The sequence below is a fragment of the Paraburkholderia phytofirmans genome (assembly GCF_046028095.1).
GTDB classification, from domain to species: Bacteria; Pseudomonadota; Gammaproteobacteria; order Burkholderiales; family Burkholderiaceae; genus Paraburkholderia; species Paraburkholderia phytofirmans_A.
In genome coordinates this window covers 326,713-343,566 of record NZ_JAQQDJ010000009.1, presented here as the reverse complement: position 1 = coordinate 343,566, position 16,854 = coordinate 326,713, and the positions used below count along the sequence as shown (strand labels likewise).

The window sequence follows — 16,854 nt, the reverse complement described above, 5'->3', positions numbered from 1 at the left end:
AGTCGCCAAAGTCACGACTCAAGCCAGATCTCGACTGCAAAGCACCAACCCAATGTCGGAGAAAGACGAAGAATAAAGGGGTCTTTCTGAGAATGTTGCGATAACACGTTAATAGCGTTGGAGCGGTGCGATGCCGGTGGCCGCAGGAACGCGTGGGATGAACGACGAAAAAGGCGCTTAAATTTCAGTGCCTTTCGTCGCGAATGCCCGACTTAGAACTTGTGCCAATGGTAGCCATTCATGAATGGGTTCCTGCAAATTCTGTCGAGGTCTGGATAGGCCCGAAGGCAGCGGTGAGCGAAGGCGATTTGTTCTGACATCCTCTGCGCGAGCAGATCAACATAAAGCACCCGCTGGTACGTCTGCGAGGCCAAACTTTCCGGGGTTGCTGGGAGCCGCCGCCCTATCGAAGCTAAAGGTGTTGTTGCTGGCTCGTGCAATCGAGAAATTAACCTTGGGCCTTACCAAATTTGACTTGGTTGAACACGTGACCCGCAAGCCCGTCTTTCAGGTCGGGGTACTTTCGAATCGTGAGGTCGGCTAGTTCGCTCGCTGCATCGATGCCAACCCTACGCAATGTCAGCTTGCCCGCAGGGCTCGCCTTGTAGGTCCGTCGCCACTCCTCTTTCTGTCTTGGCGCCGCGGTTTCATACGTCTCCCAGCCGGATCGGATTTCGTTAACCCGGCGGTCCTGCGCGTGCACATCTTGAGCTGCAACACGCAACGCCATCTGTGTTGCAACCTGTTGTTTTACCTCGACCTCGCGTTGTTGAGTAAGAGCAAGGTTATCCTGAACTTCAATCATCTTGCGCTCAGCGTCAGAAATGATCCACCCTTCCTTCAGCGCCTTCATGAAGAATCCCGCCGGGCTCTTCGAAACTTTGCCCGTTTTTAAACTGAAACGCGTGCGCTCGATTGCCTGCTCCAATCGGTCATCCGTATAGATATCTCGCTGGGCGGCAATCTGATTCAGTTGTGCGCTGGAGAGACCGAACTCTTGCTTCAACGTTTGATAAATCGCCTGCGCATTCTCGTGCGTCTGCAACATGCGCTCTGCCATTTCCTTCCGTTCAATGCGAAATCTCAAGCGGCCAATCTTGCGAGATCCTGGCTCATTTCGCGTTTCGTATGAAAGCGTTAGATCAGAGACCTCGTTGATTTGCTCCACCGCTGGTGCAAGCCAGTCACGTTTGAAATATTTGAACTCCTGTGCCTTGGCGCCCATCGCGCCCTGCCACGAACGCAGTTCATCGAGCGTGAGCCAATCAGTTCCGCCCTCGTCCGCGTAAGGGAGTAAATGATCGTACATCACGCGGGCGTAGCTGAGCGTGAAGAGGGAGGTTATCCGCAGACTAAGCCAGTGCGACTTCCCTGGGCCGCGGATTATGCCAATTAGATCCGGCGGCACTCTAAATTGGAAGCGGCCGCCCGAGTATGAAATGCGACCGATTAGTTGTACAGAACCGAAGGGCTTTTCTCCATCGACATCCGGCGAAGCAGTAGCCTGGATCAATGCCCTCTGCGCCTCCGTAATTACCTGCTCGAGGTGAGTATTATTGCGACTCGAATAGCGCATGAGCCATTTGAAATAATCCAACTCAACGTCATACAGGTCGCGGAGCTGCTCCTCTTGGGCCACGATAAAGTACGCCGCGTCGATAAGACGTCTTGCGGCGACGCCTAAATCGACGATGCGTATCAGGACGTTCTTTCTCGCGAAACCGACATCCGAGCGGGCGGCGTCAACGGGTAGATCCTCAGCGTTCGCATCGTCGAACAATGCGAGGGCCAGCTGCCGCGACGTGGCCACCTGCCCTGATGTTCCCATTCAGCCCCCAGCCTGTTTCATTGGTGATATGCAGCGGTACGGTACCGAGGGCAAGGTGCCGTGTCAACACAGATCACCTCACCTTCAGGGGGGAGATGAACACACAACACCTCACCGTGAGCGAATTCATCACATTTCACCTCACCTCGCGCAGCCAAAACGCCTCACCTTGCGTAGTGAATCGCCTCACTTTGCGGTGGAAAATACCTCACCTTTGCGCTCAATCAACATCACCTTAAGCACAGAACGTCTCACCTTGCGTCCGTAACCCGATGATTTATAAGGTATTTGTCACGTCTGTTTGTTGTTTGTCTGTTTTGTTTTTCTATGAAAACTAACAACCGACGCAGCCTGACAAGGTAACCGAGGACGCTTCGGACGGACGGACCAAATCGCGTTGCGGCAGGAGTGTCTATCACCACACGCTCGAAATTCCTTAGTGTTCAATTGATTCGACGACAGAAAGAAAGGTGAGGCGTTTTGTGCTGGAGGGCGAATCATCATCAAGTCGGCGATCCTTTGGACGCGAAGGTGAGGTGTTTTGTGTTAGCGCGGATGCTGTAAACGCGGCCAAAGGCGGGGCGCGCCGAGCGAGGTTGTCGACGGAACGCCAATGGTCACACCGCTAACCCGATAAGTTGTTGAATTCAAAAGACTTGCAGCGAGTAGAGAAGAAATTAAAGTGGACCACAAATTTTTGTAGCTATTTTGCGGTGTGATACGTATTCTACGGTTCGATGTGATAATCAACCAGAACTGTGGAAACAAACGAAGGGCGTTGAGAAACGGACGCGCCCTGTAAAAATAGGATCTCTGCAAAATGAATCTGAGCGAACTGCCAGGCATCGATCGCCGAGTTAAACTCTCCAATCTCGGAGAATTTGCCGAGCGTTTGACGGTCATGGCCAACGAATTGCGCGACCAAATCCTTGCACCCCGACCCCGCAAGAATCCTCCGGTTTTCACGATCGGCGAATTGTCGGAGCTCTGTGGCATCGACCGCCAGAAGATCAACTATCTGGCGACAAAGGACGGCGGAGACCTCCCGCCGGGTGTGGCAAACGGCACCGGTCGAGCGCGCATCTTTTCGTTGAAAGACGCCCGAACCTGGGTGCAGCAAGTATCTGACATTTATCAAACTCCGCTTGTCACGGGTACGCGCGAGCATCGAGGTCGGGTTTTGATCTCCGCCAACTTCAAGGGCGGATCATGCAAGACCACGACAACAATGTGTATTGCACAGGGGTTGAGCCTGCGTGGTCGCAAGGTTCTTGTGATTGACTTGGACCCGCAGGCGTCCCTTTCTGAACTATGCGGGCTGTACGCCGAAAAAGATGTGACGTGGGAAGATACAGTTCTTCCATTCATTTATGAGCCCGAGATGGAAGGTGGGCTGACGTCGAAGATTCAAAGCACGTATTGGGACGGGATTGATGTAATTCCGGCACACAACTATCTGCACGATGCTGAATTTCATCTTCCAACGGCGCAGCAGACAAATCCGGGCTTCGAGTTTTGGTCTGTACTTCGCAAGGGCATTGAACCGCTGCGCGCGCAGTACGATTACATCGTCCTGGACACAGCGCCTTCTCTTTCGTATATGACTCTCAACGGGTTAATGGCCGCAGATTCGATGGTGATGCCGTTGGTGCCGGAGAGTTTGGACTTCATTTCGTCGGTGTCGTTCTGGTCTCTCTTTGCGGAGGTCGCACACGGATTCGTCCAACACGAAGTGGACAAAACCTACGACTTCATCTCCGTGCTGCTATCGCGGGTTGATTACGGTACTACCTCGTCTGCGCCGGTAGTGCGGTCTTGGTCGCAGCGCGCGTACGGTGATTGGCTGCATACAACCGAAGTTCCAGCTAGTTCTGTGATGAGCAACGGCGCACTAGCGTTCTCTACTGTCTTTGACCTTTCGCGCTCCGACGCGGTAGCCAAGACATTATCTCGAGTAAAACAGCCGCTGTTGGACTATTGCAAGTGGATCGATGATCAATATGTGGCCCAGTGGAGGGCAGGACAATGAGCAATCTTCGCGAACGGATGATGAGCAAAACTGCAGAGGTCAGGGCAGCAAAAGACATTAAGGTAGATCAGCATGCCGACAAGCCTTCAAGTCCGCGGACAGCGCCCGGAATGGCAGGAGCTTTGGCTTACGCTCAACAGCGTATCGTGGAACTTGAAAACGCCGGCGCGTCGGGCGAAGTTTCAGTTGCTGGAATTGTCCCGAACCCATGGCAACCACGTCAGACATTTAACGACGCGAAACTAGCGCAGCTCGCAGAGTCAATCCGTGAAGCGGGTCTAGTCCAACCCATTGTTGTCCGTCGTATGGCGAGCGGCTATCAAATCGTTGCGGGCGAACGTCGTTGGCGTGCGCACAAGATGCTCGGAATGGAAAGTATCAAGGTCGTCATCATTGACCTCTCCGACGAGGAGATGGCCATGCTGGCCCTTGTAGAGAATGTGGCGCGCGAAGATTTATCGGACTACGAGATTGCGCGGTCCATTCGGACGACGGAAAAGGAATTTTCGAATCGTAAGCGCATGGCTGAAGCGTTAGGCATTTCTCGCTCGGAATTCTACCGGTACCTCTCCTTCGGCGACCTGCCGGATTTTGTGATTCAAGACCTTGACGTTCAGCCGCGGCTCATCGGTGCGCACGCGGCAGAAAGCTTGGTGTCTGTGCTTCGGGACAAGGACGGGCAAGCGCTTGAGATTGCGCGAGGCGTCTGGGCTAGGGTGGTTGCCGGCGAGTTAGATCAGACGAAACTGGCGAAGGTGACAAAGCTGGCGATTGAGAGCGGTGGCAATCAACCGAGCAGCTTGAGCGACAGGAGTATCGAAAAGATTTTTGCCGGGAAGAATCAGGCGGGTTCGATCACTAAGGATGCAGTCAGCTTTACCGTTAAAATCAAAGCGGGGATGCTCACCGCGGAGAAGGAACGACAAATTCGGACTGTCATCGCGGAGTTATTTTCGGGCAGTATTGCGGCGGACTGAGCGCGACGTAGTGTCCCTAGTGGGGACACTACGTCGCATTGCCAGTAACTTAATCGATACCGTGTCCCCATTGGGGACGCGACGTTCACACCAAGCGCGGAAGAAGTTGCGTTTGCGTGATGAAAATTCCAGGGTCGCTACATCCTCGCAATTCGGGCGAATATATTTGGATACCGAATCGCACGAATTGGGCAGTAGATCTAGAGCCGCTTCGTGCCCTGCTCGTGTAACTCAGAAGGGAGTCCTCGAAGCCGCCGCTTTAATCGCAAAATGAATGATTCGAACGAGTGTGGCTGCGAAGGCCGCGTTAGATGATCCGCTTAGGCCCGCAGAAATTTATCGCGCGGGCCTCGGTCGCCATTGGAACAGCTATCGCGAGGGATCGAGGGAGTTGTTGGCCCTGAACCTCAAGACTAGCCCGGCCCGTCTCCAACAGGCGGTAGCTGTGGCTGAGTTCCCGAGCGAGATTCTCGGTCTCTTCAAGAGTGTTGGGCTTGCAAATCGTACGGCGCGAGAGTTGAACCGGGCCCGAAATAAGCACCGTTTTAAATCAATTGATACTTCGGGCAGCGATCATTGATCCCGCAGGGAAGTCGAGGACGCAAATTCTCGCCCTCTTAAGTGGCGAGGATACGGCAGAGTACAAAACGCACTCAAAGGAGCGCCCTTGGCTCTCCATCAAAGGTATCTTGACGGAGTTCGTGCAGGTCTCTGGTCATCTGCGCGGGAGGCAGATGACGCTTTGGGAATTGACCGCGCGCGATTGGTAAAGGCGGCAAATCGCCGCCTTACCGACTGAAGTGCGGACACTCTTCCCGGGGCAGTCTCTAACCTTTGCGTTGGGCTGGCAGGTTGTTCAATTGCCCAAGGTGCGAGGTGCCGATGCAATTCGCAATGTGGCGCTAGACGCACACGCCACGATTCCGCGTCTGACGCAACGAGAACTGATGAACCGATTTGTCGGACTCGGAGATAGTTCAGTGGAGGTGAAGGTAAAACGGGGGCCGAGGGGGAAGCTGCGAATCGAGTTACAGTGCGATGCAGACGATCCCGCCACCGAAACACGCCTTGCTATGGTGGCGATGCGGCTGAGCGATGTCGCTCCGACCGGCAACAAATACTATCCAAAATAAACATACAGAGTTTGGCGCTGCGGGACTTCCTTCGGAAAAACAGCACGAGCGATGAAGTGATTTCAGTTTGCGGGAGACGCTTTGGAGTGCAGCAATATCCAGCGGATACCCATCACCTTGAAACTGGGGTAACCGGACTGCGGCGGAGCAATAGCATACCGCAGAGACGTTTTTTAACGCGCTCGCCTAACACGGGCATAGTTCCTTGGACCAAACGGGGCCGTACGGCCCCGCTCCCTCATCTGCAGCGCAATTCGGCAACCCTCCAAAGCACGAGAATTCGAGCATGTCCTCGCCCGTCTCCGCAGGTGCGTCGAGTTCAGGAAATTTCTCCGTTGCTTCTCTTTCATATCGTCGACGTAGGCCGCATCCTCGCATGACCGGGCGCACGGGGATCCCATCCATCGGCTCGTCTCCGGCGGCGGCATGGGGAATAAAAGAATGACGGAACGCCTGCGCCGCGACGTACGATCCGCTTTGGATAGACTACCCATATCGGCTAGCAATTGAGTCATTGCTCACTGTACGAGTTTCTACCGGCGAGGAGTGGCGTTGCCGTCGGGGCTTCGCCGCCGTGTCTCTTCTGGTCCGACCGGACGCGTAGTAACACAAGCGGCGCCACAGGACAGGTGCGTCGAAGGACGACCTCCTATCCCGCAATGGACCCGCTGCGCCTCCACCGCCAAGGCTGGCCGGTCACTGTCAGTCGCCGCATCGGATCCAGTCGCCTGCTAAGCGGCAAGCAGAGAGCCCTCCATTCCTGTGAAGCGTCGCCGATCGATAACCGCTCAAGCGGCGCCAGTGCTCAGGGTTCTCCACCGATCATGACGAGTTCAGTGACATGGTGCGATCAGTCCGGATCGATATTCTCGATCACCTACACGCCGATCGCCGCCTCGTGCTGTGGCGGCCACGAGACGATATACTCGGGCCCGACCCGCACCGCTGCGAGAACGGAGCGCCACCAGATGCAGCCACAGAAGTTGCAGGGCGCCACAGACGCCCAGCGTCCAAACTCCTTCCCGGATCAACCGCATAGCGATGAGAGGTCGGAATCACATGACAATTGGATGAGCGGCGGACGGCCGTGCAACGGTGAGCGCGGTTGTCTGCTCACCGGCGTTCAACTGCACGACATCCGCCTTGTGCTGCCGTGCGCTGTACCGAGGCCTTGAGGTGATCGGTGGCACCGGCGAACTGCGGTCGATGGCGAGGTCCACTAGGGCTGCCTGCACCTGCGGGGGGCAGGCGCTCACGTTGCCATCACTATCCGTGATGAAGTACAGGCGGGGGCGATCGTCGCAGGTCCCCCGGCTGGATGGACAGCCGCACCAGTCTTACCAAGTAAGTCTGGAACCATACCACCATCGACACCGTAGTATCATAAGGATTCCTAATGGGATTTTTCTTCGAGATTTTTCGGCGGGACACCCGTAAGTAGAATCTGAAAAATCGGGGGACAATAGAGATGAACGTTGCAAAGAGTGGCGGGAAACCGTGCAAGGGAGCTGCGAAGTCCGTGGACGGTGGTCCTTGATGCGGAAACGCATTGATCCGTGAAACACCTAACAGCAAACCTGAAACTCGGCGAACACCTTGCCTGACGCGGTGTCCGAGCCGTTAAAGGGAGAATGTTTCACGGATAAAGCGGAGTGCAAAGGGTTGGACGCGTTTTATACAACCATTTTTCGCCGCCGCCGTGCGTCAACAAGCCGCTGGAGCTTTGTTGTACGATTTGTGACGTAAAACGTATATTTCATTACATGGCGCTCGCCAGCGCGCTGCTCGGACTTGAGGCATAGAAGGGAGACCGCATCGCTGTGTAGGCATCGAACTGCCCGTAATTGATCGAGGTGGCGTGCGCGTTATACGCGGCGGGCCTCGTAAAGGTTGCGTTGAATGCTCGCCTTTCTGCCGCCGAAGCCCAAGAGACCATCATCAAGGAACAGGCGCGCATTGTGCTCGTTGGAGGACCGCATATCGAGGTGATCAAAACACTACTTCCGCGATTCGAAGGTGTCGAGCGTTTTGTCGCGATCGAGGGCGAAGCCGCGGATTTCCTCCGGTACGAAGCTTTGTTCGAAGGCGCCAACTCCACCAATCCGGATGTCGAGATGCAGGCATCGGACCTCGCGGTGTTGCACTTCACGTCTGGCCCGACCGGCAAGCTCAAAGCCGCGATGCAGACAGTAGGCAACCGGATGGCTTCGCTGTGCAAGGTCGTAATTGGGCGCATGCCCGCGCCGCCGGGCGACGCGCTTGCGCTTGCTGCTCCGATCACGCATGCCAGCGGCGTGGTCATCGAGCCGTTTCTGAGTCAGGGCGGCACCATTCTGTTGCATGACCGTTTCGATCCCGATTCGTATCTTGACTCGCAACATGTTGTATGGCGGAGCGCCTATCGCGCCCGCACTAGTCGAGGATGCAAGGCAGGCGATTCGTCCCCCGTTGTCACAGGGATGGCGCGGGGGAAACTACGGGAGGCCTTTACCCTGAGTGTTGACGACCATCGGCTGGCGAAGAAGCCCCGCTCGATTGAGTTCGTCAGCGAATTACCGAAGGACGGCAACGGGAAAATGTCGCGCAAGTACGTCAGGGAACGATACTGGCGCGGCCACGAACGACGCGTTACCTGAGTCAGCCTGCTTGAGATATGCGCCGTAAGCGGCATTTTCATCTTAGCAATAAAGCTGAGTGGCTAATAGTATGTACTGCGAATGGAAAAAATATGAGACGCCATGAAAAACACTGGCTGATGCTGGCCGCCCGCGGTGCAGCGCGATAGCCCATGCCGAAAACTGCGTGACGTAGTACGGTCTTGCCAATCCGGGGATAACGTGGACCAGCAACGCCCGCGCGCGTCGCGCTATTTTCTCGATAGCGGCGCCATGTCGGGGAATCGTTGGGGACTTACGGGCAAAGAGTCGCTCGGCGGTGGCGTGTCGACGGTCTTTACGCTCGAGGGCGATTTCAACGTCGCCAACGGCGCGCTTGGCCAGAATGGCGCATTCTTCGGGCGGCAGGTTTTGTTGGGTTAGACAGCCCATATGGAATAGTGACCTTGAGGCAGCAGTATTCGGCGGCGACGCAGCGGGTCGGTCCGTTCGAGTCGGGCGCCGATTGGGCTGCCGTGGGTGGCCTCTTTGGCGCGCACCCCGGCAATCTTGACGCGTTCGATCCGCAGAATCGCGTGGCAAACGCGATCAAGTACATGAGCCAGCTGTATGGCGGTTTCAAATCCGGTGCGCTCTATAGCCTTGGTGGTATTGCGGGCTCAGCCGGCATGAATCGCGTCTGGTCGCAGTCGCTGTATGTCACGCCGCACGCGAATTTCGCGGCAAGCGCAGCGAGCCTGAGCGCGAATGCGCAATCACAGGCGAATCATTTGCAGGCGAACTTTGATTCGGGAGCGGCCGCCAATGCGCTCGGCACTGCCTTCGCACAACTGGCAAACGGCATTCCGATCATGCCGCGTATAACGCCGCGCTCAATTCTCTGGGCAACGAAACGCAGCAGGCAGTCGGCACGGCAGCGCTTGCGGCGAGCTACCCGTTTGTCGAGCGGACGTATAGCTGCCCGACTTTCGACGCTCCCGCTGACACAATGATGCAGGAGCACGATTGCGGCTGGGGACGCATGATCGATAACCACACGAGTTCGGATGGTTCGGACGCGATCGGCTACAACGCTAATACGTACGCGATGCAGTTCGGCGGTCAACATGGGCTGGCGTAGAACGTATTAAATCTGTCTCTGCTGCGTAATTAAATGTGTCAACTCGCGCCGCTGCTGCGGATGCAACTAACCGTCATTCACCGCACCCACTTTTCACTGCTTCGCCATAAACCGATCGGCAAAAGGGAGGGCGGTCTGCAACCCCGCGGACGCCACCGGAACGCGGCGATTACCCGTCCGACACGCTCGAGGCACCACTGCCTAGTCGTAGAAGCACTCGCTCCTGGATCGCGAGGCGGTCCTGCCGTCGCATCGCCTGCGTCGTTGAACGCACCGGGAGCAGCCCATAGCAGAAATGTGAACGGCACCAGACGCAGCGGAATGGTGCTTCGATCACGCTGCTGTTGATGATAAACGGACTCTCTCGCCGGCATTGCGGACATCGCGTCCGGAGTCTTTGCCCATGAGCCGCACAGCCATCTTCCTCCGTAAGCTGATGCAGCACACTGTGGTAGCCGTGAGCGGCGCACTGCCGGCAATATCTGAAAGCCGCGTGGTACCGCTCTCCCGGCGTTCTGTCGAGCAACGATGTGCGCAACACGTTCGCAGGTAGTCGCAGCAGTCGGCGAAGTTGAGCGAGATCGAGCGCGCTTCGCAGCGGGATCACGCGCTCGAGTGGATCAGCGTCCGGGCATATCAGGCGCATCAGCACATCGCCTGGCAGTGCGTTGGCGCAGGCGAATTTCCAGAGGATCGAGACGAGGGATTCGCCCGGCAGGAGCCAATCGGTCATGAACCCCCGACCCGGTGGCCTCCCGGGCTGCCATTCGTCGAATGTCAGAATAGGGAAGCGCACTGCCTCGAGCGCTCCACAGCTACGCTGTTGCGAGCACGCGTCCGGTTGCATGGCGGGACTGGATATAGCCGCAATGATGAACAGCGTGGGTCCACAAAGCTGGCTCGGGGCAGTAACCCGGCGCATCCTTGATCTCGCTTTCCTTGAGGACAATCTCGACGGCGCGGACGAATGAGTCCATCGGCAAATCTAGGTTGCCGGGTAAGCTCGCCTTGTGATGTGCAGCCTCGAACGTCTGCCACAACTGGCGGGCGTCGCTCACCAGGCGATAGCCGGCGTCAAACGCCTCGGGCACGTAAAAGCGTGTGAAGCTCCAGGGCGTGCCTTCCGGGTAGGCCGTTTGGTCATAACCATTAAGGCATGTCGCGACGTCCTGGGCATTGCGGATACCATAGAACGCGAGTTCGTCGACCATGAGGCGCGCAACGATCTGCGTCTTGCCTGCAAGCTGCAAGGCGGTCTTCTGCGCGAGCAGTTCCTCCTGCCCGACGAGGAATGTGAACAGCTTGATCTGCTGGCGATCAAGCACGTCATGCACATCTCGCAGCCACTCGTATTCATTTTCATTGAACCTCTGGGCCTCGTCGAGGAACATGAGCACGGCATTGCTTCCTGAGCGTGCGGCTGCCTCGCGAATACGCAATGACAGGCGCGAACGTTTTGCCGAACTGGTGCCGGCGTTGGGTGCGTGATCGCCTACCGCCTCCGGCAGAGTCGCGAAGAAAGGGCCCTCTGCATGCCGCGGCTTGTGTTCGCACTGCGCATGATAGGTGGTTATCTTCGGGTACTGACGGGCGAGGAGCAGTCGAACGTATTCAATGGCCCGCGTTTTACCAACCCGCGATGGCCCATAGGTTAGTGCGCCCATGATGCGGTAGCGCAGGCAGCGCGTGACGAGCTCATAGAACGCCTCGATCGCCGGCGTCGCCAAACGATAGTTGCCGGTGACGAGTGGGTGCAGCGATGGATCGACCGGACGCGGAATCTTAAGCGACATGACACACCTCGCAGCTTGAACAGCCGAGTTAAAACACCTGACCGGTACCAATCGAAAGCTTTCGCGGGTGAACCACCATACGTCGCCTGAGCTCGTCGACCGTGGTCGCTTGCGGATCCATGCCTGATGATGTGCCCGGCGTGACGGTGGTTGTCCCGAGAGGGCGGGGCGGACCGACAGGACTGCGAACAGTCGGTGCCGATCCGAGCAGGCGCGTCGCATGAGCGAGCTCCGTCGCAGCTTTGCGGGTTCTCTTCGCCTGCCTCATCTTCTCGTCGATGTAGGCCTCAATCGGGTTGGGAGCGAGGTTAGCGTTGCGTCGCCGCCCGCCCGACTGCCTGAGAATCTGCTGACGCAGCTTGAGGTTGTGTGGCACAACACGCCACGCGCCTTGCGCCTCAAGTACGCCGAGCTCCATGCCGTCAGCGAGGAAAGCGCGCACGGAGCGCAGGTCGTCGGCGTTCATGTAGATCAGCAGATGCTGACCGATGAGGTGCGCACTCGTTGCAAGGACATGGTTTGTGTAGCGCACGCCATACAGGTTGATGTGCGGACGCACTCCCTGTTGCAGGTAGGCGCGCACGCGGCACTGCCGTGCCGACTGCATCAGGCAGAGCGTCCGGCGCTGGTGTTCGGCCAGCCAGACGAGCATCGTTTCGCGGCCCCGCACGAAATACTCCATCGCCTCCAGCGGAGTCGCGTTGTTGAGTCCTCGGTGCGGTGTGCCGTTGTAGCTTGAGATGGCGTACTCAACGAGTTCCGCCAGTTCATCAAGGGAGACATAGAGGCGCAGATCGCCTTTTGGATCCGAGAGCGCCCGGCGAAGGTCGCGTATATGAGAACCGGTGTATCCCGGCAATCGTGAAGACAGCCGACTGGCAATCGTGCCGAAGAACCGTTCGATGTAGGGCCTCTCGTCCGGGCTGTGTTTCGGTCCGGCATCAGCGAGGCAGCCGACGAATTCGCACAACGCCGTCATCGTCTCGTCGGCGAGGTTGGCCTTCGCGTTGTCGAGCCTGATCCACTCCCAGGTCACGTAGCCCAGTTCAGGCATTCTCCCTGACGGAAAGCCGTCGTGCGGTCCATACGTCAGGCCTGGTATTGTGAACGTTCGCGAGCAATGAGGCGTCAGCGCATTCTCGATAGTCTTGATGACGTCGTAGCGGCCATATTCCCTTGCTAAAGCGATGTGATATCCGATCACGGCACGCGTGCAAACGTCGATGATTACCAGCAGCCATACTCGCTCCATCTCGAATTCGTGTGAGAACCCCAGCGGATCACGCACCACCACCTTGAGACGGACGTCCAGCCGGTGACCGTCGAACTCGACGACCTGATATGGCCGGACCGCTGCGGGTGGACCGGAGTCGTCGACGCGCGGCAGGCCTTTGAGATGCGTGGCGCCCGCGGAACGTGCAGCCGAGCCGAAGCTTCGCAGCATCTCCGCCTTCACCCGTCGCGAAAGCGAGCGGATCGCATGGTCTGCTGTGTTCAGGGGGTAGTCGGCCGCAGTCAACCCGACTGACCGGCATTGGCGCAGGAAATTGTCGTGTAGAGACTGCAGGCCGCGCAGACGCGTGCGCAGGTTCCCGTCAGTATGGATCTGCTCAAGCCATACCTTGCGTTGCTTCACCTGCAGCAACAGCCACCCTGTCAACGTCGGGTAGCGTTCGAGCAGCTGCGCGAGCGCACCGGCGGCACCGCGGCTGCCGCGCTCGCCTCGCACCTGCACGTCACGCACTCGCGCATATTCTGCGATGCGCACGTAGCGGATGAGTGCCCGGAAGCCGAAAGGACGGCCGTCAGGGTGGGTTGTCTGGGCGCGCTCAAGCCAGCGGTACAACTGCCGGCGATTGAAGTGTGTCGATTGCTCAATGGCCCTGATCGGCTCACCAGCGATATAGCGCAATATGGCTTGCCGCCGCGCCTCGAACTTGCGGCAGACTGGTTCGTCGAGTTCGGTGTGAGCGACAGTGGGCCACGCGTTGACATCGATCTTTTGTAGCTCCGGCTTGCGGCGACTCATGATGTCGCCTCCAACGCCGTGAAGGAGGTCAGCAGCGACAGTGGCTGCGTCTGAAGTGCCGACGCGCTGACGCGACCGCTGTGGAGCAGGCTGAACAAGGCGGTGCGAACGATCACCGGGTCGCTGGTCATGAACTCGCGCTCTATATCGAGCAGTCGCCGTGGTTCATCCACAAATTGCATGATGGCCGGTGATAATGGTGCCGGTACGAGGCCCCGGTTCACAACAAGGTAGGGGAGGATGCGCTGCCAGTTGTCCGTCCACGCACGCGCCGCGGCGAGCTCAGCCGATGCGACAAACCGGACCTCTGCGGTGCAGGCGTCAAGCTCGGCGCCTGACGCGTCTGCATTGGATCTCGAAATCAGTTCGCTTAGTACAACCAACTCCTCGCGATCAACATAGCGCACCCAGAAATCGACGAGGTGACGGTCTTCGTTGATCAGCAGGTAGCCCGGCCGCTCGCAGAAGGTGATCACCTTCGGGTTGGCCTCGAGCAGTAACCATTGTTCAAGCAATGCACGACGGTAGAACATGATGCGGCGCGCGAGCTTGGGGCTGAAGGCTTCAAATCGGTGTGCGCCACGTGGACGGCAAAGTGCGACCGGCCCGGTTACCTGAAGGGTATCCGCCATCAGATCAGCCTCCTATCGACGGGATTCGAAGTGTAGGAGGCGAGTTGGCAAATTTAATCCGGACATACGCGAGTTGACACTTTTATGCCGATTCGAAGGGAAATAAAAGTGTCAACAGGCGCGCGGTCTGGCCCGCGGTTACGGGCGAGGGCCGGTGACAGATTTATTACGTCCTACGGGAACCGGCTCCGACTTGTGATTGCCCCGGCACCTGTCTGCCTGACTACAAAAACAGGAGAACTACAGGTCGGTGACAAACATTATCAGCAGCATTCGAATATCCTGAATCGGGATGTAGCTCCGACAGAGTGGCTGGCGGTGCCCGCAAGGCGCAGACGCGCGACGAATTTAAACGGCGCCCGTAAATCGACTGACCCGTTGTTGGTCGATCGTAAAGGGAGCGTCGGGGTAACGGCGATGATGCTTGTGGTCTTCGCAGCATCGGATGCGGAATAGAGGAGCCGGCAATGTCGTTTGCCGCTTGGTGCCTCGTCGAACGTCGATGGAACGGCCGCTGAGATGCGGCATTTGTCCGTGTTCGAAGTGACGGAAACCACTGCGCCCGCGCGAAGTGGACGTCATGCCGTCGGATTTCTGGGTGCGTTATCTGATTTGATAGTTATCCTGTTCAATTTTGTCGTCGACGCCAACCGGCCCACCGACATCGGGTTCGGGTAATGCGGGAAAGAGATCGGACGGCTCGCGATCGCGCGGCAGCGTGCTGCCGTGGCCAGCGGACCGCGCACCCCTACTGACGCGGTCTGTGGCGAAATCTGCTTCGCGCCGCTCAGACGTCTGTCTGCAAGGCTCGAGCGCCACGGGTCGGAGTCAATCCTGTCTACGATTGCGGGAAAAGCGGGCGTAACTGGCTGTACAAAGCCCGGAACGATGCCAGTCGCTCCGACAGCATCGAATGCCGCTCAGCGTCAGGAAAGAATTCCTCCAGCACCCGCGGGGTACGGATTACAACCGAAAAATCGCCGCCGGCCGCTAGCCAGCCGAGGCGTGCAGCTCCAAGGGCAGCGACGGATTGTGCATCTGGCTGCCGCTGTATCGTTATCCCGAGGGCGTTAGCGACCAACTGTGCCCAGTGCGCACTGCGTGCGCCTCCACCAATAAGAGTGAGTGCGGTTTCACGTGTACCGTCCGCATACAGGGCGTCGAAACCGTCCCACACCGCAAACGTGACGCCCTCGAGCACCGAATAGGCGAGTGTCGCGCGATTGGTCGAATCGACAAGTCCACAAAACACTCCCTGGGCGTACGGATCATTGTGCGGTGTTCGCTCGCCGGAAAGGTATGGCAGGAAAAGTGGCGCTTTCGCGCGGCGGTCGGCGCTGACACTCGCGACCTCACCCAGCAAACTTGTTTCGTCGGTCGAAGTGAGATTGCATAGCCAACGAACGCAACTGGCCGCAGACAGCACTACGCTCGTTCGGTGCCACCTGTTCGGAATCGCGTGGCACAGCGCGTGAATCCCCGGGTGTGGGCTCGGCCGAAACTGATCTGTGACGACGGATAGCACTCCCGACGTACCGAGCGACAGGAATCCATCCCCGGCCTCCGCTGCTCCGACGCCCAACGCGCTCGTCGCGGTGTCGCCCCCGCCCGCAGCGACGATTACATTTGCAGGCAGGCCAAGTTCGCTCGCGACGCTACGACGAACGACGCCGGCCGCTCGACTCCCTTCTTCAATCGGGGGCACCTGCGCGCGCGTGATGGCGCAAGCCTGCAAAAGCTCGTCAGACCACTCGCGGCGCGCAATGTCGAGCCAAAGGGTTCCCGACGCATCTGACGGGTCGGTGAGCTTTACGCCGGTCAATCGCAGACGTAAATAGTCTTTCGGCAGCAGGACGCACGCCAGCTTCCGGAAGTGCTCCGGCTCGTGTCGTGCAACCCATAACAGCTTTGGCGCCGTGAGCCCTGGCATCGCGCTATTGCCTGAGACTTCGTGCAGCCTTGGTGCGCGCGCCGTTAGTTCATCGCATTCGATGACGCTGCGCATATCGTTCCACAGAATCGCGGGGCGCAGCGGCCTGTCGTTGGCATCAAGGAGAACTGCCCCGTGCATCTGGCCAGAGAGGCCAATGGCCTGGATACGCCCAAACGCGTCGGGATAACGCTTACGCAGCGTTGATAGAGCAATCCGCGTGGCTCGCCACCAATCCTCTGGATCCTGTTCAGACCATCGGGGCCTCGGCCTGGATATCTCCAACGGATAGCGCGCAGTCCCGACAACAAGTCCGTCGCTGGCCAGCAGCAGGACTTTCAGTTCGGACGTGCCGAGATCAATGCCAAGGAACATTCTTCAAACTCGATGAAGCCTGGGGGTTGTGGCGTGATAGGTTACCAAAACCCCCGTCACGCAGCAGCGGTCAATTTGGGCGGGGCGCGCGTCTTGAAGTCAGGGGGCATTTTAGTCCAGGTCGGACTCGTCGCGACGCAGTCCTCGCGTCGAAGACGTCGGTCTCGACCCGAATGTCATCTCAATGAAGTGGCCGCGCGAAGGCAGCTGCTGCTGGCGCTCCTGCGTTCGGGTTCATCGGTAATCGCGTGATGCAAAGTCCGGGGCAAGCAGCGCGGTTCGATGCCCGAAGAAAGCGCTTATCAGATGTTCCTTTTCGCCCGCGTCCGGAACTCCTCGGCGCGCCAAACGGGACGTCCTTCCCGTTTTCACTGTTCGTGAGGAGGCCGACGG

Annotated in this window: 11 protein-coding genes; 6 read left to right on the top strand and 5 right to left on the bottom strand. The window is 58.0% G+C overall.

The window, feature by feature from the left end; genetic code table 11:
• Positions 1 to 448 precede the first annotated feature (448 nt).
• Complete coding sequence (locus tag PQR54_RS25295) at positions 449 to 1,828, bottom strand: replication initiation protein (RefSeq protein ID WP_408250460.1); 1,380 nt, start codon at positions 1,826 to 1,828, stop codon at positions 449 to 451.
• A gap of 820 nt (positions 1,829 to 2,648) precedes the next feature.
• Between PQR54_RS25295 and PQR54_RS25290 the strand changes: the two genes are divergently transcribed.
• From PQR54_RS25290 to PQR54_RS25265, 6 genes are all read left to right on the top strand, one after another.
• Positions 2,649 to 3,857, top strand: a complete 1,209-nt coding sequence (locus PQR54_RS25290; protein ID WP_408250458.1) for a ParA family protein — start codon at positions 2,649 to 2,651, stop codon at positions 3,855 to 3,857.
• Positions 3,854 to 4,834, top strand: a complete 981-nt coding sequence (locus PQR54_RS25285) for a ParB/RepB/Spo0J family partition protein (RefSeq protein WP_408250456.1) — start codon at positions 3,854 to 3,856, stop codon at positions 4,832 to 4,834. Before PQR54_RS25290 ends, PQR54_RS25285 begins: the two co-directional genes overlap by 4 nt.
• A gap of 2,986 nt (positions 4,835 to 7,820) precedes the next feature.
• On the top strand, positions 7,821 to 8,603 hold the full coding sequence (locus PQR54_RS25280) for an AMP-binding protein (protein ID WP_408250542.1): 783 nt from the start codon (positions 7,821 to 7,823) through the stop codon (positions 8,601 to 8,603).
• Between the two features lie 201 nt (positions 8,604 to 8,804).
• Positions 8,805 to 9,005 carry a porin gene (locus PQR54_RS25275; protein WP_408250454.1) on the top strand — a complete coding sequence of 67 codons (201 nt, stop codon included), beginning with the start codon at positions 8,805 to 8,807 and terminating at the stop codon, positions 9,003 to 9,005.
• Positions 9,006 to 9,028: 23 nt separating this feature from the next.
• Positions 9,029 to 9,574, top strand: coding sequence for a porin family protein (locus PQR54_RS25270; protein ID WP_408250452.1), 546 nt, complete (start codon positions 9,029 to 9,031; stop codon positions 9,572 to 9,574).
• On the top strand, positions 9,571 to 9,702 hold the full coding sequence (locus tag PQR54_RS25265) for an autotransporter outer membrane beta-barrel domain-containing protein (RefSeq protein ID WP_408250451.1): 132 nt from the start codon (positions 9,571 to 9,573) through the stop codon (positions 9,700 to 9,702). The genes PQR54_RS25270 and PQR54_RS25265 overlap by 4 nt, the downstream gene beginning before the upstream one ends.
• An 815-nt stretch (positions 9,703 to 10,517) precedes the next feature.
• Here PQR54_RS25265 and PQR54_RS25260 read toward each other — a convergent pair.
• The 4 genes from PQR54_RS25260 to xylB form a co-directional block, all read right to left on the bottom strand.
• Positions 10,518 to 11,495 carry an AAA family ATPase gene (locus PQR54_RS25260; protein WP_408250449.1) on the bottom strand — a complete coding sequence of 326 codons (978 nt, stop codon included), beginning with the start codon at positions 11,493 to 11,495 and terminating at the stop codon, positions 10,518 to 10,520.
• A 28-nt stretch (positions 11,496 to 11,523) separates the two neighbouring features.
• Positions 11,524 to 13,524 carry a TnsB C-terminal domain-containing protein gene (locus PQR54_RS25255; protein ID WP_408250447.1) on the bottom strand — a complete coding sequence of 667 codons (2,001 nt, stop codon included), beginning with the start codon at positions 13,522 to 13,524 and terminating at the stop codon, positions 11,524 to 11,526.
• Positions 13,521 to 14,156: a hypothetical protein gene (locus tag PQR54_RS25250; RefSeq protein ID WP_408250445.1), complete on the bottom strand. Its 636-nt coding sequence runs from the start codon at positions 14,154 to 14,156 to the stop codon at positions 13,521 to 13,523. The genes PQR54_RS25255 and PQR54_RS25250 overlap by 4 nt, the downstream gene beginning before the upstream one ends.
• An 838-nt stretch (positions 14,157 to 14,994) precedes the next feature.
• A complete protein-coding gene (gene xylB, locus PQR54_RS25245; RefSeq protein ID WP_408250443.1) occupies positions 14,995 to 16,461 on the bottom strand; it encodes a xylulokinase in 1,467 nt (488 codons plus the stop codon).
• Between the last annotated feature and the right edge of the window lie 393 nt (positions 16,462 to 16,854).